This is a genomic window from Agrobacterium sp. S7/73, from assembly GCF_019355535.1.
GTDB lineage: Bacteria > Pseudomonadota > Alphaproteobacteria > Rhizobiales > Rhizobiaceae > Agrobacterium > Agrobacterium tumefaciens.
Window position 1 is genome coordinate 1266456 of sequence record NZ_CP072137.1, and the last position, 24113, is coordinate 1290568.

The 24113-nt window shown below is 59.1% G+C and carries 21 protein-coding genes; 8 read left to right on the forward strand and 13 right to left on the reverse strand.

The features are described from left to right. Positions 1 to 93 precede the first annotated feature (93 nt). The 7 genes from J5276_RS20835 to J5276_RS20865 all read right to left on the reverse strand — a co-directional run bounded on the left by J5276_RS20835 (position 94) and on the right by J5276_RS20865 (position 11056). A complete protein-coding gene (locus J5276_RS20835; protein WP_004431805.1) occupies positions 94 to 1722 on the reverse strand; it encodes an alpha-D-glucose phosphate-specific phosphoglucomutase in 1629 nt (542 codons plus the stop codon). Positions 1723 to 1726: 4 nt separating this feature from the next. Beyond that, complete coding sequence (glgA, locus tag J5276_RS20840; protein ID WP_174006103.1) at positions 1727 to 3169, reverse strand: glycogen synthase GlgA; 1443 nt, start codon at positions 3167 to 3169, stop codon at positions 1727 to 1729. A gap of 5 nt (positions 3170 to 3174) precedes the next feature. After that, complete coding sequence (glgC, locus tag J5276_RS20845) at positions 3175 to 4437, reverse strand: glucose-1-phosphate adenylyltransferase (RefSeq protein ID WP_004431809.1); 1263 nt, start codon at positions 4435 to 4437, stop codon at positions 3175 to 3177. Between the two features lie 22 nt (positions 4438 to 4459). Next, complete coding sequence (gene glgB / locus J5276_RS20850; protein ID WP_019566535.1) at positions 4460 to 6667, reverse strand: 1,4-alpha-glucan branching protein GlgB; 2208 nt, start codon at positions 6665 to 6667, stop codon at positions 4460 to 4462. Beyond that, positions 6667 to 9129, reverse strand: coding sequence for a glycogen/starch/alpha-glucan phosphorylase (locus J5276_RS20855; protein ID WP_004431815.1), 2463 nt, complete (start codon positions 9127 to 9129; stop codon positions 6667 to 6669). The genes glgB and J5276_RS20855 overlap by 1 nt, the downstream gene beginning before the upstream one ends. A gap of 442 nt (positions 9130 to 9571) precedes the next feature. Continuing rightward, positions 9572 to 10342 (reverse strand): class II glutamine amidotransferase, encoded by a 771-nt coding sequence (locus J5276_RS20860; RefSeq protein ID WP_004431819.1) that lies wholly within the window; start codon positions 10340 to 10342, stop codon positions 9572 to 9574. After that, a complete protein-coding gene (locus J5276_RS20865; protein WP_004431822.1) occupies positions 10343 to 11056 on the reverse strand; it encodes an aspartate/glutamate racemase family protein in 714 nt (237 codons plus the stop codon). A 168-nt stretch (positions 11057 to 11224) separates the two neighbouring features. On the opposite strand from J5276_RS20865, the gene J5276_RS20870 reads away from it, so the two are divergent. Beyond that, entirely contained in the window at positions 11225 to 11686 is a 462-nt protein-coding gene (locus J5276_RS20870; protein WP_003498392.1) for an Lrp/AsnC family transcriptional regulator, read from the forward strand. 20 nt (positions 11687 to 11706) lie between these two features. On the opposite strand, the gene J5276_RS20875 is transcribed toward J5276_RS20870, so the two are convergent. From J5276_RS20875 to J5276_RS20885, 3 genes are all read right to left on the reverse strand, one after another. After that, entirely contained in the window at positions 11707 to 12690 is a 984-nt protein-coding gene (locus J5276_RS20875; protein ID WP_112154398.1) for an aldose 1-epimerase, read from the reverse strand. 172 nt (positions 12691 to 12862) lie between these two features. After that, the gene (locus J5276_RS20880) at positions 12863 to 13756 is read right to left on the reverse strand and encodes an NAD(P)-dependent oxidoreductase (protein ID WP_111804727.1); all 894 of its coding nucleotides are present in this window, start codon (positions 13754 to 13756) and stop codon (positions 12863 to 12865) included. Positions 13757 to 13799: 43 nt separating this feature from the next. Continuing rightward, positions 13800 to 14555: an SDR family oxidoreductase gene (locus J5276_RS20885; protein ID WP_025595224.1), complete on the reverse strand. Its 756-nt coding sequence runs from the start codon at positions 14553 to 14555 to the stop codon at positions 13800 to 13802. A gap of 220 nt (positions 14556 to 14775) precedes the next feature. On the opposite strand from J5276_RS20885, the gene J5276_RS20890 reads away from it, so the two are divergent. The 7 genes from J5276_RS20890 to cydX all read left to right on the forward strand — a co-directional run bounded on the left by J5276_RS20890 (position 14776) and on the right by cydX (position 23124). Next, positions 14776 to 15807: an L-idonate 5-dehydrogenase gene (locus J5276_RS20890; protein WP_004431840.1), complete on the forward strand. Its 1032-nt coding sequence runs from the start codon at positions 14776 to 14778 to the stop codon at positions 15805 to 15807. 290 nt (positions 15808 to 16097) lie between these two features. After that, a complete protein-coding gene (locus J5276_RS20895; RefSeq protein ID WP_111804767.1) occupies positions 16098 to 16673 on the forward strand; it encodes a GbsR/MarR family transcriptional regulator in 576 nt (191 codons plus the stop codon). A 17-nt stretch (positions 16674 to 16690) separates the two neighbouring features. After that, a complete protein-coding gene (gene cydD / locus J5276_RS20900; protein ID WP_174006145.1) occupies positions 16691 to 18475 on the forward strand; it encodes a thiol reductant ABC exporter subunit CydD in 1785 nt (594 codons plus the stop codon). Continuing rightward, complete coding sequence (gene cydC, locus J5276_RS20905) at positions 18472 to 20163, forward strand: thiol reductant ABC exporter subunit CydC (RefSeq protein ID WP_174006107.1); 1692 nt, start codon at positions 18472 to 18474, stop codon at positions 20161 to 20163. The genes cydD and cydC overlap by 4 nt, the downstream gene beginning before the upstream one ends. Before the next feature lie 69 nt (positions 20164 to 20232). Next, positions 20233 to 21810, forward strand: a complete 1578-nt coding sequence (locus J5276_RS20910; protein WP_013762083.1) for a cytochrome ubiquinol oxidase subunit I — start codon at positions 20233 to 20235, stop codon at positions 21808 to 21810. A 6-nt stretch (positions 21811 to 21816) separates the two neighbouring features. Next, complete coding sequence (cydB, locus tag J5276_RS20915; protein ID WP_174006109.1) at positions 21817 to 22974, forward strand: cytochrome d ubiquinol oxidase subunit II; 1158 nt, start codon at positions 21817 to 21819, stop codon at positions 22972 to 22974. A gap of 27 nt (positions 22975 to 23001) precedes the next feature. Further along, positions 23002 to 23124 carry a cytochrome bd-I oxidase subunit CydX gene (cydX, locus tag J5276_RS20920; RefSeq protein WP_003498405.1) on the forward strand — a complete coding sequence of 41 codons (123 nt, stop codon included), beginning with the start codon at positions 23002 to 23004 and terminating at the stop codon, positions 23122 to 23124. Positions 23125 to 23212: 88 nt separating this feature from the next. Here the strand turns inward: cydX and J5276_RS20925 are convergent, their stop codons facing one another. Genes J5276_RS20925 through J5276_RS20935 form a run of 3 tightly spaced genes read right to left on the reverse strand, consistent with a single transcriptional unit; the run spans position 23213 to position 24107 of the window. Continuing rightward, a complete protein-coding gene (locus J5276_RS20925) occupies positions 23213 to 23401 on the reverse strand; it encodes a hypothetical protein (RefSeq protein ID WP_038494645.1) in 189 nt (62 codons plus the stop codon). A 22-nt stretch (positions 23402 to 23423) separates the two neighbouring features. Next, entirely contained in the window at positions 23424 to 23843 is a 420-nt protein-coding gene (locus J5276_RS20930; RefSeq protein ID WP_004431862.1) for a DUF3597 domain-containing protein, read from the reverse strand. Positions 23844 to 23855: 12 nt separating this feature from the next. Beyond that, on the reverse strand, positions 23856 to 24107 hold the full coding sequence (locus J5276_RS20935; protein ID WP_004431872.1) for a GlsB/YeaQ/YmgE family stress response membrane protein: 252 nt from the start codon (positions 24105 to 24107) through the stop codon (positions 23856 to 23858). Positions 24108 to 24113 lie beyond the last annotated feature (6 nt).

Sequence of the window (24113 nt, forward strand, 5' to 3'; positions counted from 1 at the left end):
GGAGGTTAGTCAGTAACCTCAGGCGGCCTCATGGCCGCCTGCCAAGTTTTTCGCTATGCCCGTTGCCGGAAACGGTGCGTGCAATGCAAAACCTTACGTGATGACGGTCGGTTCGTTGCGGCCGGTATGGGCCTTGATGCCGGCGATCGTATCGGCAACGGAAATAAGGTCGGCAAGCGCCGCCTGCGTTTCGATGCCGTGACGGGCCGCATCCGGCTCATAGCGCTCGACGTAAAGTCTGAGCGTTGCGCCCGCAGTGCCCGTGCCGGAAAGGCGCAGCACGATGCGCGAACCACCTTCGAACAGGATGCGGATACCCTGGTTCTTGCTGACGGACTGGTCGACCGGGTCGAGATAGGCGAAATCATCAGCAGCTGCGACCTTAAGATTGCCGTAGCTGGTGCCGGGAAGTGTTGCGAGTTTTTCGCGCAGGATGGCCACCAGAGTGTTTGCTGCGTCCGAATCCACTTCCTCATAATCGTGGCGGGAATAATAGTTGCGCCCATATTCGGCCCAGTGCTTGGTAACGATGTCCTTCACGCTTTCCTTGCGGGCGGCGACAATGTTCAGCCAGTAGAGCACGGCCCACAGGCCATCCTTTTCGCGCACGTGGTTGGAGCCGGTGCCGAAGCTTTCCTCACCGCAGATTGTAACCTTGCCGGCATCCATGAGGTTGCCGAAAAATTTCCAGCCGGTTGGCGTCTCGTACATGCCAAGCCCAAGCTTTTCGGCGACGCGGTCGGCTGCGGCACTTGTCGGCATGGAACGGGCGATGCCGGAAATGCCGGCGGCATAACCGGGCGCGAGCCGCGCATTGGCGGCGATGATCGCCAGGCTGTCGGACGGGGTGACAAACATGCCCTTGCCGACCACCATGTTGCGGTCGCCGTCGCCATCCGACGCCGCGCCGAAATCGGGACCTTCCGGGCTCATGACATCGTCATAAAGCTCCTTGGCGTGCACCAGGTTGGGGTCGGGATGGTGGCCGCCGAAATCGGGCAGAGGCGTTGCGTTGCGGACGGAGCCCTTCGGCGCGCCGAGACGCTTTTCGATGATTTCCACGGCATAGGGGCCGGTGACGGCACTCATGGAATCGACGACAACCTTGAAGCCGCCGGCAATCAGGGCGCGAATGGCGGCAAAATCGAACAGTTCTTCCATCAAAGCGGCATAATCGGCGACCGGATCGATGACGTCGACCGTCAGTTCATCCACCTTGAAGCTGCCCACCTTGTCGAGATCGACGTCGGCAGCGTCGGAAATCTTGTAGCTGTCGATGACCTTCGAGCGGGCATAGATCGCGTCGGTGATCTTCTCCGGCGCTGGGCCGCCATTGCCGATATTGTATTTGATGCCGAAATCTTCGGTCGGGCCACCAGGATTATGGCTGGCGGAAAGCACGATGCCGCCGAAGGCTTTGTATTTGCGGATGATATTGGAGGCGGCGGGGGTGGAGAGAATGCCGCCCTGACCGACCAGCACCTTGCCGAAACCGGCGGCGGCCGCCATCTTGATCGCCTTCTGGATGACTTCGCGGTTGTAATAACGGCCATCGCCGCCGATCACCAGCGTCTGGCCCTGAAAGCCCTCAAGCGAGTCGAAGATCGACTGGATGAAGTTTTCGGCATAATTTTCCTGGGCGAAGACGGGCACCTTCTTGCGCAGGCCGGATGTGCCCGGCTTCTGATCCTGAAAGGGTGTCGTCTGAACGGTCTTGATCATTGTTTCAATGGCCTCTCGAAATAAGCTGGCTGTAAAGCGCGGCGTAGAGCGCAGCGCTTTTTTCCCAGGAAACATCGGATTTCATTCCGAGTTTCTGCATTTGTGTCCATAGTTTCGGGTCGTTGTAATAACGGATGGTTCGGCGGATCGCCTGTTTCAGACCGTCGAGCGTGACGGGTGAGAATTGTACACCGGTCGCCGATTTATTGGCGATGGCGGCATGGTTGGCGTCGATCACCGTATCGGCAAGGCCGCCGGTTCGGGCAACCACGGGAACGCAGCCATAACGCAGCGCGTAAAGCTGGGTAAGGCCGCAGGGCTCGAAGCGCGAGGGGATGATGATCGCATCGCAACCCGCCTGCATCAGATGCGACAGCGGCTCATTATAACCGATGGCGACACCGACGCGGCCATGGTGGCGGGATGCCGCAGCCAGAAGCGCGCCTTCCAGCGCCACATCGCCGGCTCCCAGCACGACCAGACGGCCGCCGAGCGAAACGATTTCGTCCACGGCTTCCGCCATGAGATCAATGCCCTTCTGCCAGGTCAGCCGGGAGATGACGCAGAAAAGCGGGCTGTCATCCTGGTCGATGCGGAAATGTTCTGCGACGGCCTTCTTGTTCAGCGCACGGTTCTTGAGATTGGTGGCGGAATAGTTGTCGTGGATCAGATGGTCGGTGGCCGGATTCCAGACATCGGCGTCAATGCCGTTGACGATACCGTGCAGCACATGGGCGCGGCTGCCGATCACCCCTTGCAGCCCCATGCCGAATTCCGCGGTCAGGATTTCTTCCGCATAGGATGGGCTGACCGTGCTGAGCGCGGTTGCCGTCTGCAAGCCGCCCTTGAGGAAGCTGACATCGTTATAATATTCGATGCCTTCCATGCCTAAGGCGTGGGCGGGCAATTCGAGCTTGCTGAAGATGTTGGCCCCGAACTGACCCTGAAAAGCAATGTTGTGGATGGTGAGAAGGCTCGGAATCTCCGGCGTTTCGGCATAACGCATATAGACCGGGGTCATCGCTGCCTGCCAGTCATGGGCGTGCACAATATCCGGCCGCCAGCCGGGAAGCACACCGGCGCCGATCCGTGCCGCTGCCAGCGAGAGCGCCGCAAAGCGCTTCCAGTTATCAGGATAATCCTTGCCGGTCTGGCCGAGATAGGGGCCGCCGGAACGCTCGTAATAGGCGGGCGCGTCAAGGATCAGAAGGTCTAGCCCCTCATGTTGTACTTCGAGCAGATCGGCCTTTTCGCCAAGCAGATCGGTGAACTCAAAACATTTGACGGGATCCGTCACGGCGGCTTTCACCGCCGGATATCCGGGTATCAATGTGCGCGTTCTCACACCATAGGCTTCGAGCGCGATGGGGAGGGCGCCGGTAACGTCGGCGAGCCCTCCGGTCTTGATCAGGGGATAAATTTCGGATGAAACCGAAAGGACATTCATGGGCTCTACAGGTCCAGCTTGTCGATCATCGATTGGGTGATAAGGCAAATGCCGTTTTCCGTGCGGCGGAAACGTTTGGCATCCAGTTCGGGGTCTTCTCCTACAATCAGTCCTTCCGGAATGACCACTCCATGGTCGATGACGACGTTGCTGAGCTGGGCGTGGCGCCCGATCTTCACACTCGGCAGTACTACGGCATTCTCAAGGCGGGAGTATGAATTGGCGCGCACGCCTGTGAACAGAAGGCTACGGTTGAGGGCGGCGCCGGAAATGATGCAATCGCCTGACACAACCGACGACACGGCAGAACCGCGGCGGTCCTCATCGTCATGCACGAATTTCGCCGGCGGAGTGATTTCCGCATAGGTCCAGATCGGCCAGGACTTGTCATAGATATCGAGGTCAGGCACCACATCCGTCAGGTCGATATTGGCCTGCCAATAGGCATCGATGGTTCCGACATCGCGCCAGTATGGTCCGTGCTCGAAATCCGAACGCACGCAGGAGTCCGCAAAACGGTGGGCGACGGCTTTGCCGTGCTGGACAATGTAGGGAATGATGTCCTTGCCGAAGTCGCGGCTGGAGGTGGGGTCGGCGGCATCGCGACGCAGCGCTTCCATCAGGAATTTCGTATGGAAGACGTAGATCCCCATCGAGGCAAGCGCGAAATTCTCATTGCCAGGAATGCCGGGCGGATCGGCCGGCTTTTCGATGAAGTCGATGATCTCGTCTTTTTCGTTCACATGCATCACGCCGAAGCCCGACGCTTCCTTGCGTGGCACTTCAAGGCAACCGATCGTTACATCCGCGCCGGAATCGACATGCTGTTGCAGCATGTATTCGTAGTCCATCTTGTAAATATGGTCGCCGGCCAGAATGACCATATATTCAGGCGCATAGGGCTCGATGATGTCGATGTTCTGGTAAACGGCGTCGGCGGTGCCTTCGTACCATTGCGTTTCGGACACGCGCTGCGAGGCCGGCAGAATGTCAAAGCTTTCGTTACGCTCTGGACGGAAGAAGTCCCAGCCGCGTTGCAGGTGGCGGATGAGGGAGTGAGCCTTGTATTGCGTGGCGACGCCGATGCGGCGAATGCCGGAATTCAGCGCGTTCGAAAGTGCAAAATCGATAATGCGGGCCTTACCGCCAAAATAAACCGCTGGTTTTGCCCGGCGGTCTGTCAATTCCTTCAAACGGCTTCCTCTACCGCCCGCGAGAACATAGGCCATTGCATCACGCGCCAGGGGCTGAACTCTTTTTTCCGACATGGTTGTCCTCCCGTTCTGTCTGTCAGTTTTCCGGTTCGAGCATGATCGTTGCCAAGGGCGGCAGGACGAGCATCGCCCCTATCTCCCCACCGGCATTGACCGCCTGAACGCGTCCGCCATTTCCCTTGCCGCTGCCGCCATAAATTTCGGCATCGGTGTTGAGAATCTCCCGCCACCGCCCCGCAACAGGAAGCGGCACATAATAGTTTTCCCGGTAGACCGGGGTCAGATTGCAGATAACCGCAACCGGTTTTTCGCCGGGCGCCGAGCGCAGCCAGGCGAAGACCGAGTTTTCGTGATCATCGACCACCAGCCACTGGAAACCTTCGGGTTCGCAGTCACGGGCGTGCAGAGCGGCTTTCGAACGGTAGGTGAGGTTGAGATCGCGCACGAGGCGGCGCATACCCTCATGCATCGGATATTGGCGAAGGTTCCAGTCGAGCGATCCCTTTTCGCTCCATTCGCTCCACTGGGCGAACTCCTGCCCCATGAACAGCAGCTTCTTGCCGGGATAACCCCACATGAAGCCGTAATAGGACCGGAGATTGGCAAATTTCTGCCAGTCGTCGCCGGACATCTTGGCGATCAACGATCCCTTGCCGTGCACCACTTCGTCATGGGAAAGCGGCAGCACGAAATTTTCGGTGAAGGCATAAAGCAGCCCGAAGGTCAGTTCCTGATGGTGGAACTTGCGGTGCACCGGCTCACGCGAGAAATAGCTCAGCGTGTCGTGCATGAAACCCATATTCCATTTGAAGCCGAAACCGAGGCCGCCCTCGTGAACCGGCTGCGACACTTTCGGCCAGGAGGTGGATTCTTCAGCAATGGTCATGACGCCCGGATGGGTGCCGTAGACGAGCGAGTTCATCTTCTGCAGGAAGCGGACGGATTCCAGGTTCTCGCGCCCGCCATATTCGTTGGGGATCCATTCGCCTTCCTTGCGGGAATAATCGAGATAGAGCATCGAGGCGACGGCATCGACGCGCAATCCATCGAGATGGAATTTTTCGGCCCAATAAAGCGCGTTGTTGACGAGGTAGGACAATACCTCAATGCGGCCGAAATTGTAGATGGCCGTGTTCCAGTCGGGGTGAAAACCCTGACGCGGGTCGGCATGTTCGTAAAGCGCTGTCCCGTCAAACAGGCCCAGGCCGTGCTCGTCGGTTGGAAAATGCGCGGGAACCCAGTCGAGGATCACGCCGATGCCGACCTTGTGGGCGCCGTTGACGAAGCGGGCGAAACCTTCCGGATCGCCGAAACGGGCGGTCGGGGCATAAAGCCCGGTCGTCTGGTAACCCCAGGACGGATCGTAGGGATGTTCGGTGATCGGCAGAAACTCGATATGGGTGAAGCCCATATCCGTGCAATAGGGAATGAGCTGGGTGGCCATTTCGTCCCAGCTGAGGAAGGTGCCGTCCTCGCGACGTCGCCAGGAACCGGCGTGCACCTCGTAAATGCTGATCGGCTGCCGGCGCTGGTCCACTTGCGCCCAATGTTCCCGGTGGGCCTGATCTTCCCATTTCTGCGCCAGTTCCGGTGCGGTAACGGAGGCGTTCTTCGGCCGCAGTTCACCACGCCGTGCATAGGGGTCGGCCTTCAGCGGTAGAAGCTCGCCGTTTGCGCCGAGAATCTCGAATTTATAGGCGCAACCGGCATAGACGTCAGGTGCGAAAATTTCCCAGATGCCGGTATCCTTGCGGAAGCGCATCACATGTCGTCGGCCATCCCAATTGTTGAAATCGCCGACGACGGAGACGCGCCGCGCATTGGGAGCCCAGACGGCGAAGTGGAAACCTTCGACCCCTTCAAGCTTGAGCGGATGAGCGCCCATCTTGTCGAACAGTCGCAGATGCGATCCCTCGCGGACGAAATAATCGTCCATCGGTCCAAGAACCGGACCAAAGCTGTAGGGGTCGGTCACTGCCCATTCCGCATCGTCGCGACAGGCGCGATAACGCACCGGCTGACGCGAGGTGAGATCGACCGGGCCTTCGAAGAAACCCTCCGGATCGAGCTGCTTCAGTTCGCCGACGAAAGATCCGTCCAGTGTGAGGACAGATACTTCTTCAGCCCCCGGAATGAAACACCGTGCAGAAAAACCTCCCGGCGTTTCGTGAACGCCGAGAAGTGCAAAGGGGTTGGAATGCAAACCGCTCTTGATCGCCTCGATTTCAGCCTTCGTGATTTCGCCAGTCTTTTTCTCTTCGGCCGAATTGAGCGGTTTTTTCATCAGGCTCTCCAGATATCGGCGGCGTATTGCCGGATCGTCCTGTCGGACGAGAACCAGCCCATACGCGCCGTGTTACGGACTGTTTTCGCATACCAGCTTTCCGGATCGCTCCAGATCGCATCCACCTTGCGCTGCGCTTCGGCGTAGGCGTCGAAGTCGGCCGCGACCATGAACCAGTCGCTGTTGTAAATGCCGTCGATCAGCCCGGCAAAGCGGGAGCGGTCGTCGGGTGAGAATACGCCAGAGGCGATGGATGACAGCGCCTGCGACAGTTCCACCGACTGTTCAATAATCGCGCGGGGGTTGTGGCCCTCGGCGCGCGCTTTCGACACCTCCTCCGCCGTCATGCCGAAGATGACGATGTTGTCCTCGCCGACATGTTCGAGCATTTCGACGTTCGCACCATCCAGCGTGCCGATGGTGAGCGCGCCATTCAGCGCGAACTTCATGTTGCCGGTGCCCGAGGCTTCCATGCCAGCCGTCGAGATCTGTTCGGACAGATCGGCGGCCGGAACCATGATTTCCGCAAGCGAGACGTTGTAGTTCGGAATAAATACCACTTTCAGAAGCCCGCGCACGGCCGGATCGTTGTTGATGACCCGGGCAATATCGTTGGCAAGTTTTATGATCAGCTTCGCGTTGTGATAACTCGGCGCTGCCTTGCCTGCGAAGAACTTAACGCGCGGTACCCAATCCAGTTCCGGGTGAGAACGGATCTGGTCGTAAAGCGCCACCGTTTCGATAAGGTTCAGAAGCTGGCGCTTATATTCATGGATGCGCTTGATCTGGATGTCGAACATGGCCGAGGGATCGACACGGATGCCCATGCGTTGCGCCACCGTATTGGCAAGCCGCACCTTGTTCAGACGCTTCACTTCGGCAAATTTTTCGCGGAAACCGGCATCGTCGGCGAAGCGGTCGAGCGCTGTCAGCTTTTCCGCATCGTCGAGGAAATCGTCGCCGATCGCTTCCCGGATCAATCCGGTCAGGCCGGGGTTGCACTGCATCAGCCAGCGGCGCGGGGTGATGCCGTTGGTCTTGTTGTTGATGCGCTCGGGATAAAGGCTGTGCAGGTCGGCAAAGACCGTTTCCTTCATCAGTTCGGTATGAAGTGCCGAGACACCGTTGATGGAATGCGAGCCGATGAAGGCGAGATTGCCCATGCGCACGCGCCGCTCACCGTTTTCGTCGATCAGCGAGATGGACCGGATCTGCTGATCCGGCATCTTCTTTTCCTTGCGGGCGTATACCAGCGTATTGGCATTGATCGCATAGACGATCTGCATGTGCCTCGGCAAAAGCCGCTCGAGCAGCGGGACGGGCCAGCTTTCCAGCGCTTCGGGCAAAAGCGTGTGGTTGGTGTAGGAGAAGGTGCCCTGCGTGATCTTCCAGGCTTCGTCGAATTCAAGGCCGTGGACATCGCATAGCAGGCGCATCATTTCGCAGATGGAAATGGCCGGATGCGTGTCGTTGAGCTGGATCGAAACCTTGTCGGGCAGCGAGGTGAAATCCGGATATTGCTGCAGGTGACGGCGCAGAATGTCCTGCAGGGAGGCGGAGGAGAAGAAAAACTCCTGCCGCAGACGCAATTCCTGGCCGGCCGGGGTCGCATCGGCGGGGTAGAGAACGCGCGTCAGGCTTTCGGCCTTGTTGCTTTCCCGCAGCGCGCCGATGTGGTCGCCGGCATTGAAGGCGGCAAGCAGAATGGGGTCGATAGGCTGCGCCGACCATAGGCGCAAGGTGTTGACGCGGGTGCCGCGCCAGCCGACGACAGGCGTGTCGTAAGCCATGGCAATGACGCGTTCGGCCGGTTTCCAGACGAAGCGCTGCGGCTCCTCATATCCACCGATGGTTTCCACCGATCCGCCAAAGCCGATTTCATACGAGCTTTCGCGACGTTCGAATTCCCAGGGATTGCCGTGCGCCAGCCACGTCTCCGGCAATTCCACCTGCCATCCGTCCGCCATCTGCTGGCGGAAAAGGCCGTGCACATAACGGATGCCGTAGCCATAGGCGGGAATATCGACGGTTGCCATCGATTCCATGAAACAGGCAGCGAGACGGCCAAGGCCGCCATTGCCAAGTGCCGCATCCGGTTCCAGTCCGGCAATGACATCGAGATCGACGCCGAGCGAAGAAAGCGCGTCCCTGATTTCGTGCATCAGCCCGATATTGGAGATCGCATCGCGCATCAGGCGACCGATCAGAAACTCGAGCGACAGGTAATAAACGCGCTTGGAATTGTTGGCATAGGCCTTGCGGGTGGAGGCCATCCACTTGTCGATGATGCGGTCACGGACGACGAGAATGGTCGCGGTCAGCCAGTCATGCGGCTTGGCAACTTTTACGTCCTTGCCGATACGGTAGGTGAGGCGCTCGATGATTTCCGCTGCCATGATTTCCGGGTTGGAACTGCGCGGGGCGGGACGGGGAAGATCGGCGGCGTTTAGATTATTGATCATTGGTCGGTCAGCACCTTGGTGGGAGGAGAGGGTCTGATGAGGTCGATCCGGTTTGCCTTTACTGATGCCAGTTTATGCATCGATATGGAGGCGTGGCAACAGCATTTTTTGTGGAAATTTGAACAGCTTAGGGTAATGAAAAATAACACTTTTTCTTCAGCGTCCCGAGGATCGCCAAAGGCATTGCCTGCCCATTGTCCGTCATTCATGAACGGGTTTGCATGGTCGTTGCGATGCAGGGCATCGTTCAAGAAAGGGAGAGGGGCTGCAACACTTCTGAAATGGTTCACCGGTCCTGAAATCTGTTTCGGTCTATCGGATCACACACTAGCCTTCGCGGCGGAGATAATTCAATGAAAATAAACACGACGCTGCCGCAGCCGCGCCCACCGGTGGCGGCCAAACTGAAAAAAATGGCCTCGGTCGTCATGAAATGCGACGTTTACGGCAGGGAAAAAGGTTCAGTGGTCATACCGCCGGCGCGGATCGTCACCCGGGTATTTGGCGGCACCGCACACCACGGGGTGCAATCGAAGGAAAAGGGTTCCGAGCTTAGCGCGATGCCCTCTTCAAGCCCGCGCCAGTAAAGCGTTGGCGGCTTGTCGTCGCTTGACCAGCGGAAGGCGTGCAGGCAATCGCCATCCATCAACACGGCGCTGAACCGCAACGCGGAAGAAACACCCGCCGCGATCATCTTTTCCAGGCAGAGGCGCAGCGCGGTGGAAATGGCCCGAACCGGGTCCGCATCAAGGCCGTGGCCGGCGGCAATCAGGAAGATGGCTTCGCTGTCGCCGGTGCCGCGCCGGGCGGAATAAATATCATCGGGTATGAGGGAATCAATGTCGCGCCTGATCTGCTCGTAGCCGCCGATCTGGCCGTTATGCATGAACAGATATTGACCATGCGCAAAGGGGTGGCAATTGGCACGGGATACTTCGCCTGATGTGGCGGAGCGGACGTGGGCCATGAACATGCCCGAGCGGAGCTGGTGGCAAAGGGCGGCCAGATTGGCGTCGGACCAGGCGGGTCTGGTGTCGCGAAAAACGCCGGGCGTTCCGCGCTCGCCATACCAGCCAAGACCGCAACCGTCGCCATTGACGACGGTTTTAGCTTCCCTTGCGGCCATGGACTGGCTGACCAGCGACGCTTCCGGCTCGATCAGAAGACTGTCGAGCCAGACCGGTTTACCGGAATAGGCAAAAAGGCGGCACATTCATGCAGCTCTGTTCAGGGCCTTGTTTTCGAGCGCGAAGCCGACAGCGGCCTGGGCGTGAATGGCGGTCGAATCGTAGCCCGGCAAAGGCAGGGCATCGGGATCGATCAGCAGGGAAATTTCGGTGCAGCCGAGAATGACGGAATCGACGCCGAGCGCACGGGCTTTCTCGATGACCGACATGTAGCGCTCGCGCGAGCACGACTTGATCTCGCCCTGGCACAATTCGCCAAAAATGATGTCGTGGATGGCGGCCCTGTCTTCCTCATCCGGCACGACCACATCGACGCCGTGGCGGCGCATGCGGTCGGTGTAGAAGCCATGTTCCATCGTGTAGCGTGTGGCGAGCAGAAGCGGCTTGCGGCGTCCATCCGCCTTCAATGCGGTGGCAGTTTCGTCAATGATGTCGATGAGAGTGACGCCCGACATTTTTTCAACGGTTTCCGCAACGAGGTGCATGGTGTTGGTGCAGATCAGCACACAATCGGCACCCGCATTGGCAAGACGCGCACCCGCAGCGCCCAAAAGCGCGCCGGCCTCATCCCAGCGGTTAGCCTTCTGAAGGGCGACAACCTCGGAAAAATCGAGCGAATGCATGACGATATCGGCGGATACGAGCCCACCGCGGCTGTCACGAACGGCCTCGTTGATCATGCGATAATAGGTTGCGGTGGATTCCCAGCTCATGCCGCCGATCAGACCGATCCGTTTCATAGGCGTTCCCTTATAAAAGTTTGATTGATGACAAGAATGCCATTGCCGCGATGAAAACGGCATGCGTTTTTTCAGGGATTTAGAAGGCAGATTGCAAATTCTGGGCGTGCATTATGCTCAGCTCGCAAATTTCTTGCGCCACTACGTTAACTGATGCATTCTTGAGCAATGATTGACGACCGTGACCGCCGAATCCTTGCGATTCTCCAGGAGAATGCAGAAACACCTCTCGCCGATATCGCGGATGAGGTGTCATTATCGCTTTCCGCCTGTTCCCGCCGTATCACGCGTCTGCGTGCGGAAGGATATGTGACCGGTACGATGGCGCTGCTCGACCGGCGGAAAATCAACCTGCCGACCACGGTTTTCCTGCTCGTGAGAACCGGCCTGCATGCGGAGGACTGGCTGGACCGGTTCCATGCCGCCGTCAGCACCATACCGGAGATCGTCGAGGTGCACCGGCTGACCGGCAATTTCGATTATATTCTGAAACTCGTGCTTCCAAATGTCGAATATTACGACACCATCTACAAACAGATCCTCCGGCGGGTCGAGCTTTACGACATGTCCGCCTATATCTCCATGGAGACGGTGAAGCTGTCGTCTTCACTCCCGACAACGCATATCTGATCGCAATATTTGGTCTTTTTTCAGCGCCCGGCTTCAAAACGGAAACCGAAGCGGAAACTTCGGGTCTCACCCGGTTGAAGGGTAATGTCCGCTTCGAGTTGCGGCTGGTTGAAGGCGTTTGTCGGTGTTTCCACAGGTTCGAGCGCGATGGATTTTCGCCTGTCGCGGGCAAGCGTATCGCCGGTAAAGACATGCATGTGGCCGCGCTCCTGCCAAACGGTCAGGCTCGAACCATCGTTCCGGTTTTCGATCCTAGTCTCGTAAAGCCCGTTTGCGGATGGGATCAGATCGGTAAAGCAGACATCCAGCACATGGCCTGCGAGCGGCGCGGCAGAAAGAAACGCTGCATCGTCCCGTTTGAGAATGCCCGTCTCACTGTCGGTGAGTGGTATCAAATTCTCGTCCGTTTCGATCGCTGTTTGCGACGGTAGGGTGAGAAGGAGATCGTCGATGGAGGATATGCCGGGCAGGCGGAAATAGGGATGCCAGCCGGCCGCGAAGGGCAAAGGCCGGTCGTCCCCATTGATGCCGCGTATATCGATGGTAACCCCATGGCCGGCAAACCGGTATTCCACCTCGATGGCGAGATGGTAGGGATAGCCCTTGAATTCGGCCGGCAATATCTCGGCACGAAAGACGATAATGTGCGCGTCGTTTTCTTCGAAAGACCGGTCGAGGGCGAAGGGCAGGGCACGGGCAAATCCGTGGAAGACGAGGTCCTCGTGGGCAAGCACCGGCTCGATACGGTGCATCTCCCCGCCAAATTTAAATTGGCCCTGAGGAATGCGATTGGTGAAGGGGGCGAGAATGCCGTTTCTCACGCCGTTCTGCGACTGCAATTCCTGAAGCGACGAATAGCCGTCGACAAGGTTTTTTTCATTGCCATCGGCAAGTCGTGGCCGCCAGCTCAGAAGGGTAGCGCCCTCATAAGCGATCTCGGCGCTGAAGCCGTTTCCGGAAACGGTCAGGCTGGCAATCCCCGTGCCTGTTGCGGAAGTGGTCATCGGGAAATTGTCCTTCATGCAAGCGTCTGCGGCCGTCGGGCCGATTGCGCCGCCGATTCGCCCGATCATCTTCGCTGCGGAGACATTTCGCAATGGCCATGACGGTGGCACACCTTAATGACCTCGCGTCAGCCCGGCCAATAAGGTGTTATTGCCCTGGCCATGGCGCAAATCATTCCGTGAAGGTGTGTTTCGCGCCGGTGAAAAATTCCATTAGGGCGGCCTGATCCTCGCCGCCAAGTCCCGCCGCTGTCAGCATGCGGTGCACCTCGGCGCAAACCGCCGTCAGCGGCATGGCCGTGTTGGTGCGTCGGGCCAGATCCTGCGCGCCGTTCAGGTCCTTGACCATGTTGTCGATGCGGCCAGTGCGGCGGTAATCCTTCGCCACGTAACGTGGCATATATTCCTGAAGGATTGCGCTGTCGGCGCGGCCGCCTTTCAGCGCCTGCGGAATTTTGGCGGCATCGACGCCGGCATCCAGCGCAAGCTGCGTTGCTTCCGCTACGGCAAGGAAGTTCAGCCCGCAAAGAACCTGATTGATGAGCTTCGTCGTCTGGCCGGCGCCGCTTGGACCCATATGGGTGTAGTTGCTGGCCACGTGCCGCAGCACGCGATGGGCATCGGCCACATCCTTTTCGGTGCCGCCGGCCATCAGGGTCAGTTGCCCGACGAGTGCCTTCGGCGCGCCGCCGGAAAGCGGGCTGTCCACCCAGCGCAGCCCTTTTTCAGCCGCATCCGCCGCCAGTTCTTTTGTCGCTTCCGGATCGATGGAGGACATGTCGATGATCAGCGTGCCGGGCCTGGCCCCCGCCGCCACGCCGTCTTTGCCGAAAACGGCGGCGCGGACGATTTTCGGCGAATTGAGGCTTAGGATCACGACATCGGAGAGCGAAGCCGCTTGCGCCGCCGTCTCGGCGCTATGCGCACCAAGGCTGGTCAAAGCCGCCACCTTTTCCGCGTCCAGATCGAAAACCGTCAAGTGATTGCCGGTCTCGATCAGCCGCGCACCGATCGCGCCGCCCATCGCGCCAGCGCCGATGAGGGCGATTTTGTTCTTCTCGGTCATGGTGCTCACGGTCTCCTCCCAAAGCGTCGTGGTTACGGCTTCTTCAAAGCGAGGCGGTAATGCCGCCGTCGACGTAAAGAATATGTCCGTTCACGAAAGACGAGGCATCGGACGACAGGAAAATGCAGGCGCCGACAAGCTCTTCGACCTTGCCCCAGCGGCCGGCCGGCGTGCGTTTTTCAAGCCATGCTGAAAACGTCTCGTCTGCCACCAGGGCCGCGTTGAGCGGCGTGTCGAAATAGCCCGGCGCAATGGCGTTGCACTGCAGGCCATATTTCGCCCAGTCCGTCGCCATGCCCTTCGTCAGATTGCCGACGGCGCCCTTGGTGGCGGTGTACGGCGCGATACCGGGGCGGGCAAGAGCGGTCTGGACGCTGGCGATGTTGATGATCTTGCCACGTCCACGGCTGATCATATGACGCGCGACGGCTTGCCCTGCATGGAACACCGAGGCGATGTTTGTCTGTAACAGGCGCTCGAAGGCGTCGGCCGGAAAATCCTCCAGCGGTGTGCGGTGCTGCATGCCGGCATTGTTGACCAGAATATCGATGGGGCCGACTTCCGCCTCGAAACCGTCGATGGCCTTGCGCACCGCGTCATGATCGGTGGCATCGAAGGCGAGTGTCTTGGCACCCTTGATGCCTGCGGCGGCTGCTTTCAGCTTTGCCTCGTCGCGGCCGTTCAGCACCACTTCGGCTCCCGCCTCCACCAGGCCCTGCGCCAGCGCAAAGCCGATGCCCTGCGACGAGCCGGTGATCAGGGCGCGGCGGCCGGAAAGATCGAACAAATTAAGGCCCACTGTTTCCTCCAGTCTCTCGACATTGCTTTCATGCCGGTTTATGTTATCGATAACATTCATCCCTTTCAGACGTGGATGTCAAGGCTTAAACGCCTGTTTCCGGTACGCAACATGCGCGCGGGGAGGCTGCAGGGCGGCGGAGACGCGGCCGGCGGCAATGATTGGGATAGGGATTATTTTGTTGCGCCGTTTAAGGCGCGATATCGAACGGGAGATATTTATGAGAGCGATTGTCGCCCACGGGGCAAAGGATGTGCGCATCGAGGAGCGGCCGGAGGAGGCGCCGGGGGCAGGAGAAGTGCGTCTTCGTCTGGCTCGGGGCGGGATTTGCGGCAGCGATCTTCACTATTACAATCACGGCGGTTTCGGCGCGGTACGGCTTCGCGAACCAATGGTGCTGGGACATGAGGTCTCCGCCATTGTTGAGGAGCTGGGCGAGGGCGTCGAGGGGCTGAAGGTTGGCGGTCTGGTCGCGGTTTCGCCGTCCCGTCCGTGCAGGACCTGCCGCTTTTGCCAGGAAGGCCTGCACAATCAGTGCCTCAACATGCGCTTTTATGGCAGCGCCATGCCGTTTCCGCATATTCAGGGCGCTTTCCGCGAGGTTCTCATCGCGGATGCCCTGCAATGCGTTCCGGCCGACGGTTTGAGTGCCGGTGAGGCAGCTATGGCGGAACCGCTGGCGGTAACGCTGCATGCCACCCGCCGCGCCGGCGATTTGCTCGGAAAACGCGTGCTCGTCACCGGCTGCGGCCCCATCGGCATTCTCTCCATCCTGTCTGCCCGCCGTGCCGGTGCCGCTGAAATCGTCGCGACCGATCTTTCGGACTTCACGCTTGCCAAGGCGCGGGAAGCGGGCGCGGACCGCGTCATAAACAGCAAGGATGAGCCTGATGCGCTGGCGGCGTACGGCGCGAACAAGGGAACCTTCGACGTTCTCTATGAATGCTCCGGTGCCGCCGTTGCACTTGCGGGCGGGATTACGGCGTTGCGTCCGCGCGGCATCATTGTCCAGCTTGGCCTTGGTGGCGATATGAGCCTACCGATGATGGCGATTACTGCCAAGGAACTCGATCTGCGCGGCTCTTTCCGGTTCCATGAGGAATTCGCGACGGGCGTCGAACTGATGCGCAAAGGCCTGATCGACGTCAAGCCGTTCATCACCCAGACGGTGGACCTCGATGACGCCATCTCGGCCTTCGAATTTGCCTCCGACCGCAGCCGCGCCATGAAGGTGCAGATCGCTTTTTCGTAAGCGCCTGTTGCGCACGCCGGTTTGTCGACGTCTTGATCGGCGGTGGATTAATCCCCGCCGATTTTTCATGCGCGCGCTTCCATCTACAACATGACGTCTTTGATGTTATCGATATCATTTCGTGCATCGCGGGCCGGGAAAGTGTGCCAGAGGGCGCAGCCCTGATCCCCGGCAGACGCTGCCTCTTCTGATTTGCACATTTTGACGCAGGTCAAAAAGGTGATTTGCCGATTGCCATTTTTTGCTTTATCGAAATTTCAGAAATTACTGAAACTACAGAAAGCAAAGAAATGCCGACTAGTCTTTCTCCACTCGTTCAGTCCTTCGTGCTGCATTTTGGCGAGATGGGCAGCCGCTGGGGCATCAACCGCACGGTCGGCCAAGTCTATGCATTGCTTTACATTTCACCGCAGCCGCTCTGCGCCGACGACATTGTCGAGGCGCTTGGCATTTCCCGTTCCAATGTGTCGATGAGCCTGAAGGAGCTTCAGGCGTGGAACCTTGCAATTCTCAAGCATTTCCCCGGCGACCGGCGCGATTTTTTCACGACGCCGGAGGATGTGTGGCAAATTCTGCGCACCCTTGCCGAAGAGCGCAAGAAGCGCGAGATCGACCCGACACTCAGCGTGCTTCGTGAAATCCTGATGGAGAAGCCGGAAAACGAAGAGGAGCGGCATGCGCAGAAGCGCATCGATGAGATGAAAACGCTGATCGAGCAGCTCACCGGCTGGTATGACGATGTGAAGAAGCTGGAGACGGAGCGGTTGGCTTCGCTTCTGGCACTCGGCTCGAAGGTCACGAAGCTTCTGGAGGCCAAGGACAAGATCGTCTCTCTTGCCAGACCCCGTGCCAAGAAGGACAGGTGAGGAGATCGTCCGTGAGCATGTCCGCAGAAATCCGGCAATCCGCCAATGGCGATGATGCAGACTGTCCAGTTCCAGCGGCGGTCTCTCCAGATAAGGCACGGCGGCGCTTCTTCGGTAAATCCACCAATGACAAGGGTGTCGGTACGGCGGAACTCGCGAAGGCACCCGCGGTAGGAAGATCGGTCGCCCTGCTGCATGTCCTGCCGGCTCTGCTCTGGTTGCCCCAGGCGGGTTTGCTTGCATTTTCGGTCGGAAACATTGCCGACGGTGCGCCGATGACGGCGATCCTGCCGGCGGCCGTGGCTGTTCTCGTTCTCGGTCTCATCAAGGCATGGCTGGAAAAAGTTGCCGCGAGACTGTCGTTTCGCGCCGCGCGTGCCGCCCTTTCGCGGCGGCGGCTGCAAGCGCTTCATGCCATTGCGGAGGTGTCGCCGCTTGATCTGGCGCGTACGGCCTCCGGCGAGGCGGCAAGCGTCATCGCGGAGGCAGCCGAAGCGCTGGTACCTTATCTTTCCAGGTTCCAGCCTGCGCGGATGAAAGCTACCATTGTCCCCTTGGTTTTCGTGCTGGCAATCCTGCCATTTACCTGGATTGCGGCGCTTGTTCTGTTGCTTTCCATGCCCACTATACCGCTGTTCATGGCGCTGATCGGCTGGCAGGCGAAGACTGCCAGTGAAAAGCAGCTGGCCGAGACCGGCAACATGAATGCTTTCCTGCTCGATCGCCTGCGTGGCCTGGAAACGATCCGCGCACTGGAAGCCGTTGATCTGACCGCTGGACGCCTGCGCACGGACGCAGAGAACCTCAAGAAGCGGACGATGGCTGTCCTGCGGATCGCCTTTCTGTCCTCGGCGGTGCTGGAGCTTTTCGCTGCCCTCGGCGTTGCCATGACAGCCGTTTATATCGGTTTCCATCTGCTCGGTTTTCTCGATTTCGGCGCGTGGGGCGAGAAGCTGACACTTTCCGAGGGGCTGTTCATCCTGCTTCTGGCGCCTGCCTTTTTCGAACCGCTGCGGGAGTTGTCCGCCGTCTGGCACGACCGCGCAGCCGGCGAGGCGGCGCTGGGCGCGCTCGACACATTGACGCGGGCTGGCAAAGCCATCGTGGGTGGGGGTAAGGAGGTCGCAATGGCCCCTTTTCCGACGCCCGGTCTGGTGGAGTTGGCTAATCTCTCCTTCGCCTATCCGAATGCTCCGCCTGTCATTCGGAATCTAAATCTTACGGTCCAGTCAGGCGAGACAGTTGCGATTCTTGGGCCTTCCGGTTGTGGTAAATCCACTGTACTCTCCTTGATTGCCGGCTTGGCCGAGGCTGACGGCGGTACAATAGGGATCGGGGGCGTAACGCTTGGTCATGCGACGGCCGATGGACTGCGCAAGACAATCGGCTGGGTCAGCCAGAAGCCGTTCTTTTTTGCCGGTTCCCTGAAGGCGAATATTCGCTTTGGCCGCGCCGGTGTCAGCGAAGGCATGGTCGATGAGACGCTGCGCTGCACCGGGCTGGATGCATTGTCGAAAGCACGCCGGCATCTGCCTATAGGAGACGGCGGCTACGGTATTTCGGGCGGGGAGGCGGTGCGCCTCGCCATTGCGCGTGCTTTCGCCGATCCGGCGACGCAGCTTGTGCTGGTCGATGAACCGACAGCGCATCTTGACCGGGAGACGGCTGCGCTTGTCACCGAAAACCTGCTGCAACTCGCAAAAGGCAGGACATTGATCGTCGCAACCCATGATCCTGTGCTCGCCGCGCGCATGGACAGGGTCGTGAATATGACGACGATCCATTCGAGGGGGCAGTCATGATCGCGCGTTTTGCCATATTGAAACCTGTCATTTCCCTGTTCTGGTCGGCACGTCGCGGCATGCTGCTCGTTGGCGCGGTTCTGGCAGCAACCACGGTGCTGGCGGGTATAGGCCTTCTCGGCGTTTCCGGCTGGTTCATTACTGCGACCGCGATTGCCGGTCTGGTCCCTGCGACGGCCTATGCTTTCGACGTCTTTGCGCCATCGGCGGCCATCCGTCTGCTGGCGTTGTCACGCACCGCTGCCCGTTATGGCGAACGCATGACCACCCATGAGGCGACGCTGTCCGTGCTTGCAGCGCTTCGCGAAAAGCTGTTTCGTGGCTTTGCCGCACCGCAGGCGGCGAAACATCTGGAGGCGAGGCCCGCCCGCCTGCTGAACCGGCTGACTGCGGATATCGACGCGCTGGATTCGCTTTATCTGCGCGTGCTGGTACCCGCCGCCGTCGCAATCCTCGCCGCAATCGCAACAGGCATCGGTCTTGCCCTCCTCAATCCGCTTGCGGGCGTTCTGGCGGCCCTCTTCCTCATTGCGGCGGGTCTTGGCATTTCAGTGCGCTCGGCGTTGACGGCGGAAAAATTTGCGCGTCGCCGGGCAATCGGGCTTGAAGCGCTTCGTGCCCGCACGGCGGACTTGGTCAACGGGCAGGTGGAATTGCTCACGACTGCCCGTCTCTCCGCGCAGGTTGCGGCGATTGAACGGGCCGACAATTATCTGCTCGCCTGCGATGACCGCTTGAACCGGATCGAAACCAATGCCGGTTTTTCATTCGGCATCTCAGCGGCGGTTCTTTTGAGTGCGGCTCTCCTCGGCATGGCCTGGCTTGCGGAGCAGGACGTTGTGACCGCGCCGACTGCCGCCCTCGGCCTGCTTGTCGGTTTCGCCGCGCTGGAGCCCTTCACGGCGCTGCGCCGTGGTGCAATGGAACTCGGGCGCACGCTTTTTTCGGCAAGACGCATTGCGCCGCGTCTTTCCGCTGAAGCAGCCGCCAACTGTCCACGCGTGCCTGCCATGGGCCTGGTGGCTGAGCTTGATGGTGTGCGGCTGGAGCGGGATGGGAACGAAAATCCTGTCCTGACGAATATCAACCTTGCAATCGCCGCCGGAGAGACGATTGCGATTATCGGGCCGAGCGGTGCAGGCAAGACCAGCCTCATCCAGCTTCTGGCTGGTGAAGTGCAACCGGCGGCGGGCAGGGTCAGCGCTTTGCCTTGCTCGCTCATGACGCAGAGAAGTCAGCTTTTTCGAGACAGCATCGCTGATAATCTGAGGCTGGCAAAACCTGCCGCGACCGAACGTGAACTGTGGGATGCCCTTCAATCGGCAGGCCTTGGCGAGCATGTCAAAACCCTCGCCGCAGGGCTGGATACGAGACTTGGCGAGGCGGGGCAGGGTCTATCCGGCGGTCAGTCACGACGGCTCGCCCTTGCCCGTTTCCTTCTACGCGACAAACCACTCTGGCTTCTCGACGAGGTGACGGAAGGGCTGGACGGGGAAACCGCCCGTGACGTGCTCGGCCGGCTGTTTGCCAGGGCGGAAGGCAAGACTGTCGTGATGATAACCCACAATCGCCGTGAGGCGGAATTTGCCGATCGCATCATCGTGCTGAGAGAGGGGCGCCAACTTGATCAATGTCAAAGCGGCACCCCGGAATACGACGTAATGCTGCAAACATTGCGTCCGGACTGAGTGATTTTTTCAGGGCCGGCGCCGTTTCGTAACAGAAGGCCGGCCTTTCCTGAAAGGTGGGGTAAAAACATGGAACTCGACATCGTGGCGCTATCGCGCCTGCAATTCGCTGTTACCGCTTTATATCACTTTCTATTCGTTCCCCTGACGATCGGACTGTCCGTGGTGATCGCCATCATGGAAACGGTCTATGTCATGACCGGCCGCACCATCTGGCGGCAGATGACGAAATTCTGGGGTACATTGTTCGGCATCAACTTCGTGCTTGGTGTTTCCACCGGCATCGTCATGGAATTCCAGTTCGGCATGAACTGGAGTTATTACAGCCACTATGTCGGCGATATCTTCGGTGCGCCGCTAGCGATCGAAGGGATGATGGCTTTCTTTCTGGAAGCCACCTTCGTCGGTCTGTTCTTTTTCGGCTGGGACAAGCTGTCCAAGCTCGGCCATCTCATTGCAACATGGTGCGTGGCGATCGGCTCGAACTTCTCGGCGTTGTGGATATTGATCGCCAATGGCTGGATGCAGAACCCGACGGGATCGGCTTTCAACCCCCAGACAATGCGCATGGAGGTGACGGATTTCTTCGCGGTGCTGATGAACCCTGTCGCCCAGGCGAAGTTCGTGCACACGGTTTCTGCGGGTTATGTCACTGCCTCCATCTTCGTGCTCGGCGTTTCCGCCTGGTACGTGCTGAAAGGCCGCCATGTCGATCTCGCCAAACGGTCTATGACGGTTGCCGCTTCTTTCGGCCTGGCTGCTGCACTGTCGGTCGTCGTGCTGGGTGATGAAAGCGGTTATCTTTCGACCGAACACCAGAAGATGAAGCTCGCCTCGATCGAAGCCATGTGGGAAACGGAACCGGCACCCGCCCCCTTTACCGCCATCGGGTTTCCTGATCAGGAAGCCCGCGAGACGCATTTCGCCGTGAAAATTCCGTGGGTGATGGGCCTTATCGGCACGCGCTCGCTGGACACCGAAATCCCCGGTATCAACGATCTGGTGGAACTCGCAAAGACCCGCATCCGCGATGGCATCAAGGCCTATGATGCGCTGATGCAGATACGTGCCACCGGCAAGGGCGCGGAACTGCCCGAAGAGGTGCGTGGCACCTTTGCGGAACTCGGCCACGAGCTTGGTTACGCCCTGTTGCTGAAGCGTTATGTCGACGATCCGCGCCAGGCGACGGAGGAGCAGATTGCCAAGGCCGCCGCCGATACCATCCCGCATGTGCCGACGCTGTTCTGGGCGTTCCGCATCATGGTCGGTCTTGGCATGTTCTTCATCCTGTTGACGGCGACCTTCTTTTATCTCTCGGCACGGCGCCGGCTGGATCACTATCCGTTCTTGCTGAAGGTGGCCGTCTTCGCCATTCCGCTGCCGTGGATTGCTGCGGAAATGGGCTGGGTGGTCGCGGAATTCGGCCGTCAGCCATGGATCATCGAAGGCGTGCTGCCGACGGCCGCCGCCGTCTCCAGCCTCAGCGCTTCAACGGTTCTGATTACGCTTCTCTGCTTCATCGCCATCTATACGGTGCTGTTCATCGTCGAAATGGGGCTGATGCTGAAGGCGATCCGCAAGGGGCCGGATCCGGATCACGAGCCGGAAGCGCCGCTCGTTCCTGAAAAACTCGTCGCTGCGGAGTAAACGATCATGATATTGCATCAACTCATCGACTACGAAGTCCTCCGCGTCATCTGGTGGCTGCTGCTTGGCGTGGTGCTGATCGGTTTTGCCGTGACCGGCGGTTTCGATCTTGGCACGGGCGCGCTGCTGCCTTTCGTTGCGAAAACGGATCTCGAGCGGCGTGTCGTCATCAATTCCATCGGCCCGGTATGGGAAGGCAATCAGGTCTGGCTCATCCTTGGCGGCGGCGCCATCTTCGCCGCGTGGCCGCCGCTTTATGCGGTGTCTTTTTCAGGTTTTTACCTGGCGATGTTCGCCACCCTCTTTGCACTGATCCTGCGGCCGGTGGGGTTCAAATACCGCTCCAAGCGCGAGAGTACGACATGGCGCAGTACCTGGGATTGGGCGCTGTTTGTCGGTGGCTTTGTTCCCGCCCTGATTTTCGGTGTGGCGATCGGCAATGTGCTGCAGGGCGTACCCTTCCGCTTCAACGATGACCTCAGGATTTTTTACGACGGCACGACTTTGTTCGAGCTTCTCAACCCTTACGCAATCCTTTGCGGCCTCGTTTCCGTTTGCATGCTGGTGATGCATGGTGCGGCCTGGCTGGTGCTGAAGACCGAAGGGCCGGTCGCTGCGCGTGCCCGCAGTTTCGGCAGTGTTGCAGCACTTGCCACCACAGGTCTCTTTGCGCTTGGTGGCGTATTGTTGTGGCTCGGTATCGACGGGTATCGCTTCACCTCGGAAGTTGTGACCGACGGTCCGTCCAATCCGTTGTCAAAGACGGTCGAGGTCGCAAGCGGCGTCTGGTTTGCGAATTACGCGGCCCATCCATGGATGATGCTGGCACCGGCGCTCGGTCTTGCCTTCCCGCTCGTCGCCTTCCTGTTGTTAAGGGGCGGGCGTGAGGTGCTGGCGCTGCTTTCCAGTTCGCTTGCGATATTCGGCATCATCTCGACGGTCGGTCTGACGATGTTTCCCTTCCTCCTGCCCTCTTCGATCGATCCGAAATCGAGCCTGACGGTCTGGGACGCATCGTCGAGCCATATGACGCTATTCATCATGCTGGTCGTCGCCCTCATCTTCATCCCTATCATCGTCGCTTACACCTCATGGGTCTATCGCGTGCTGTGGGGCAAGGTGGATGAAAAGGCGATCCGTGAAGACAGCGGCCACGCTTATTAATATCGAACAAATACAAGGAGATCGAACATGTGGTATTTCGCCTGGCTGCTCGGCCTGCCTCTCGCCGCCATTTTCGCCGTCATGAACGCCATGTGGTATGAGCTGATGGAAGAAAACGCCAGAAAGGCCGAGGCCAAGCCGGAAAAATAACGCTTCGGGGCACGGGGCAAAAAAAGGGCGGCGTCCAATCTGGATGCCGCCCTTCTTGTAGAAATCGCCGCGATTGACACGCGCGGTTTCAGTGGATCGCGATGCCGCGCTTGTCCGCTTCTTCCTTGATGATGTCTTCGACCAGCGCTCTCTTGAGATTTGGGTTTCCCAGAAGATAGTCGTCGGCAATCTCGAAAATCGATTTCGGATTCTCGGTCCTGTGCAGGGTGTCGAGGTCCTGGCCGATCTGCTCTCGCAAGTCTGAATAGTCGTCCATCGCGGTTCTCCCGGTCACTGGTTCAATGCAGAAGTTCTGCCGGAACCTTGCCGCCGTTTTCAGACAGCTTCTTGATGACAGCCTTGTGCAGCCAGATGTTCATTGTGGCTGAGTCCGAGGTATCACCGGTATAGCCGAGTTCGCTTGCCAGTTCCTTGCGAGCGGTTAGGCTGCTGTCCAGATCGAGCGCTTTCAGAAGATCGACGATCGAATGTTTCCAGTCGAGTTTCTGCCCGTTCTGCTTGACCGCCGCGTCCAGAATGGATGCGACATCGACGCTGCCGGTGGATGCCGGAGCAGCGGCTGTCGGTGCGGGTGCTGCTGGCTGAGCCGGAGCGGCCGGACTTGCGCCTGTCGTAGGCGCGCCAGCTGGCGCCGAAGTCTGCGGTGCAGCCTCTGCCTTGCCAAAAATCGCGTTCTTGATCTTGTCGAAAAAGCTCATTGTGTCCTCCCTCTATCGGCGAAATGCGCGCCCGATGGCAATGAGAATGCATGCGCCGATGAAACCGGCGATAAGGTATCCAATCCAGCCTCCGAGCGAAATGCCCACAAGCCCAAGCAGGAAATTGGCGACGATGGCGCCAACGATGCCGAGAATTATGTTCATGAAAAGACCCATGTTGCTTTTCATGAACTGTTCGGCAAGCCAACCGGCTACGCCGCCGATGATGATTGCTGCAATCCAGCCGATTTGTGCGTCTTCCATAACAGG

Excerpts from the sequence above, each read along its gene's own strand:
- J5276_RS20835 (WP_004431805.1), bottom strand. The coding sequence starts at position 1,722 with ATGATCAAGACCGTTCAGACGACACCCTTTCAGGATCAGAAGCCGGGC.
- glgA (WP_174006103.1), bottom strand. The coding sequence starts at position 3,169 with ATGAATGTCCTTTCGGTTTCATCCGAAATTTATCCCCTGATCAAGACC.
- glgC (WP_004431809.1), bottom strand. The coding sequence starts at position 4,437 with ATGTCGGAAAAAAGAGTTCAGCCCCTGGCGCGTGATGCAATGGCCTAT.
- glgB (WP_019566535.1), bottom strand. The coding sequence starts at position 6,667 with ATGAAAAAACCGCTCAATTCGGCCGAAGAGAAAAAGACTGGCGAAATC.
- J5276_RS20855 (WP_004431815.1), bottom strand. The coding sequence starts at position 9,129 with ATGATCAATAATCTAAACGCCGCCGATCTTCCCCGTCCCGCCCCGCGC.
- J5276_RS20860 (WP_004431819.1), bottom strand. The coding sequence starts at position 10,342 with ATGTGCCGCCTTTTTGCCTATTCCGGTAAACCGGTCTGGCTCGACAGT.
- J5276_RS20865 (WP_004431822.1), bottom strand. The coding sequence starts at position 11,056 with ATGAAACGGATCGGTCTGATCGGCGGCATGAGCTGGGAATCCACCGCA.
- J5276_RS20870 (WP_003498392.1), top strand. The coding sequence starts at position 11,225 with ATGATTGACGACCGTGACCGCCGAATCCTTGCGATTCTCCAGGAGAAT.
- J5276_RS20875 (WP_112154398.1), bottom strand. The coding sequence starts at position 12,690 with ATGACCACTTCCGCAACAGGCACGGGGATTGCCAGCCTGACCGTTTCC.
- J5276_RS20880 (WP_111804727.1), bottom strand. The coding sequence starts at position 13,756 with ATGACCGAGAAGAACAAAATCGCCCTCATCGGCGCTGGCGCGATGGGC.
- J5276_RS20890 (WP_004431840.1), top strand. The coding sequence starts at position 14,776 with ATGAGAGCGATTGTCGCCCACGGGGCAAAGGATGTGCGCATCGAGGAG.
- J5276_RS20895 (WP_111804767.1), top strand. The coding sequence starts at position 16,098 with ATGCCGACTAGTCTTTCTCCACTCGTTCAGTCCTTCGTGCTGCATTTT.
- cydD (WP_174006145.1), top strand. The coding sequence starts at position 16,691 with ATGTCCGCAGAAATCCGGCAATCCGCCAATGGCGATGATGCAGACTGT.
- cydC (WP_174006107.1), top strand. The coding sequence starts at position 18,472 with ATGATCGCGCGTTTTGCCATATTGAAACCTGTCATTTCCCTGTTCTGG.
- J5276_RS20910 (WP_013762083.1), top strand. The coding sequence starts at position 20,233 with ATGGAACTCGACATCGTGGCGCTATCGCGCCTGCAATTCGCTGTTACC.
- cydB (WP_174006109.1), top strand. The coding sequence starts at position 21,817 with ATGATATTGCATCAACTCATCGACTACGAAGTCCTCCGCGTCATCTGG.
- cydX (WP_003498405.1), top strand. The coding sequence starts at position 23,002 with ATGTGGTATTTCGCCTGGCTGCTCGGCCTGCCTCTCGCCGCCATTTTC.
- J5276_RS20925 (WP_038494645.1), bottom strand. The coding sequence starts at position 23,401 with ATGGACGACTATTCAGACTTGCGAGAGCAGATCGGCCAGGACCTCGAC.
- J5276_RS20930 (WP_004431862.1), bottom strand. The coding sequence starts at position 23,843 with ATGAGCTTTTTCGACAAGATCAAGAACGCGATTTTTGGCAAGGCAGAG.
- J5276_RS20935 (WP_004431872.1), bottom strand. The coding sequence starts at position 24,107 with ATGGAAGACGCACAAATCGGCTGGATTGCAGCAATCATCATCGGCGGC.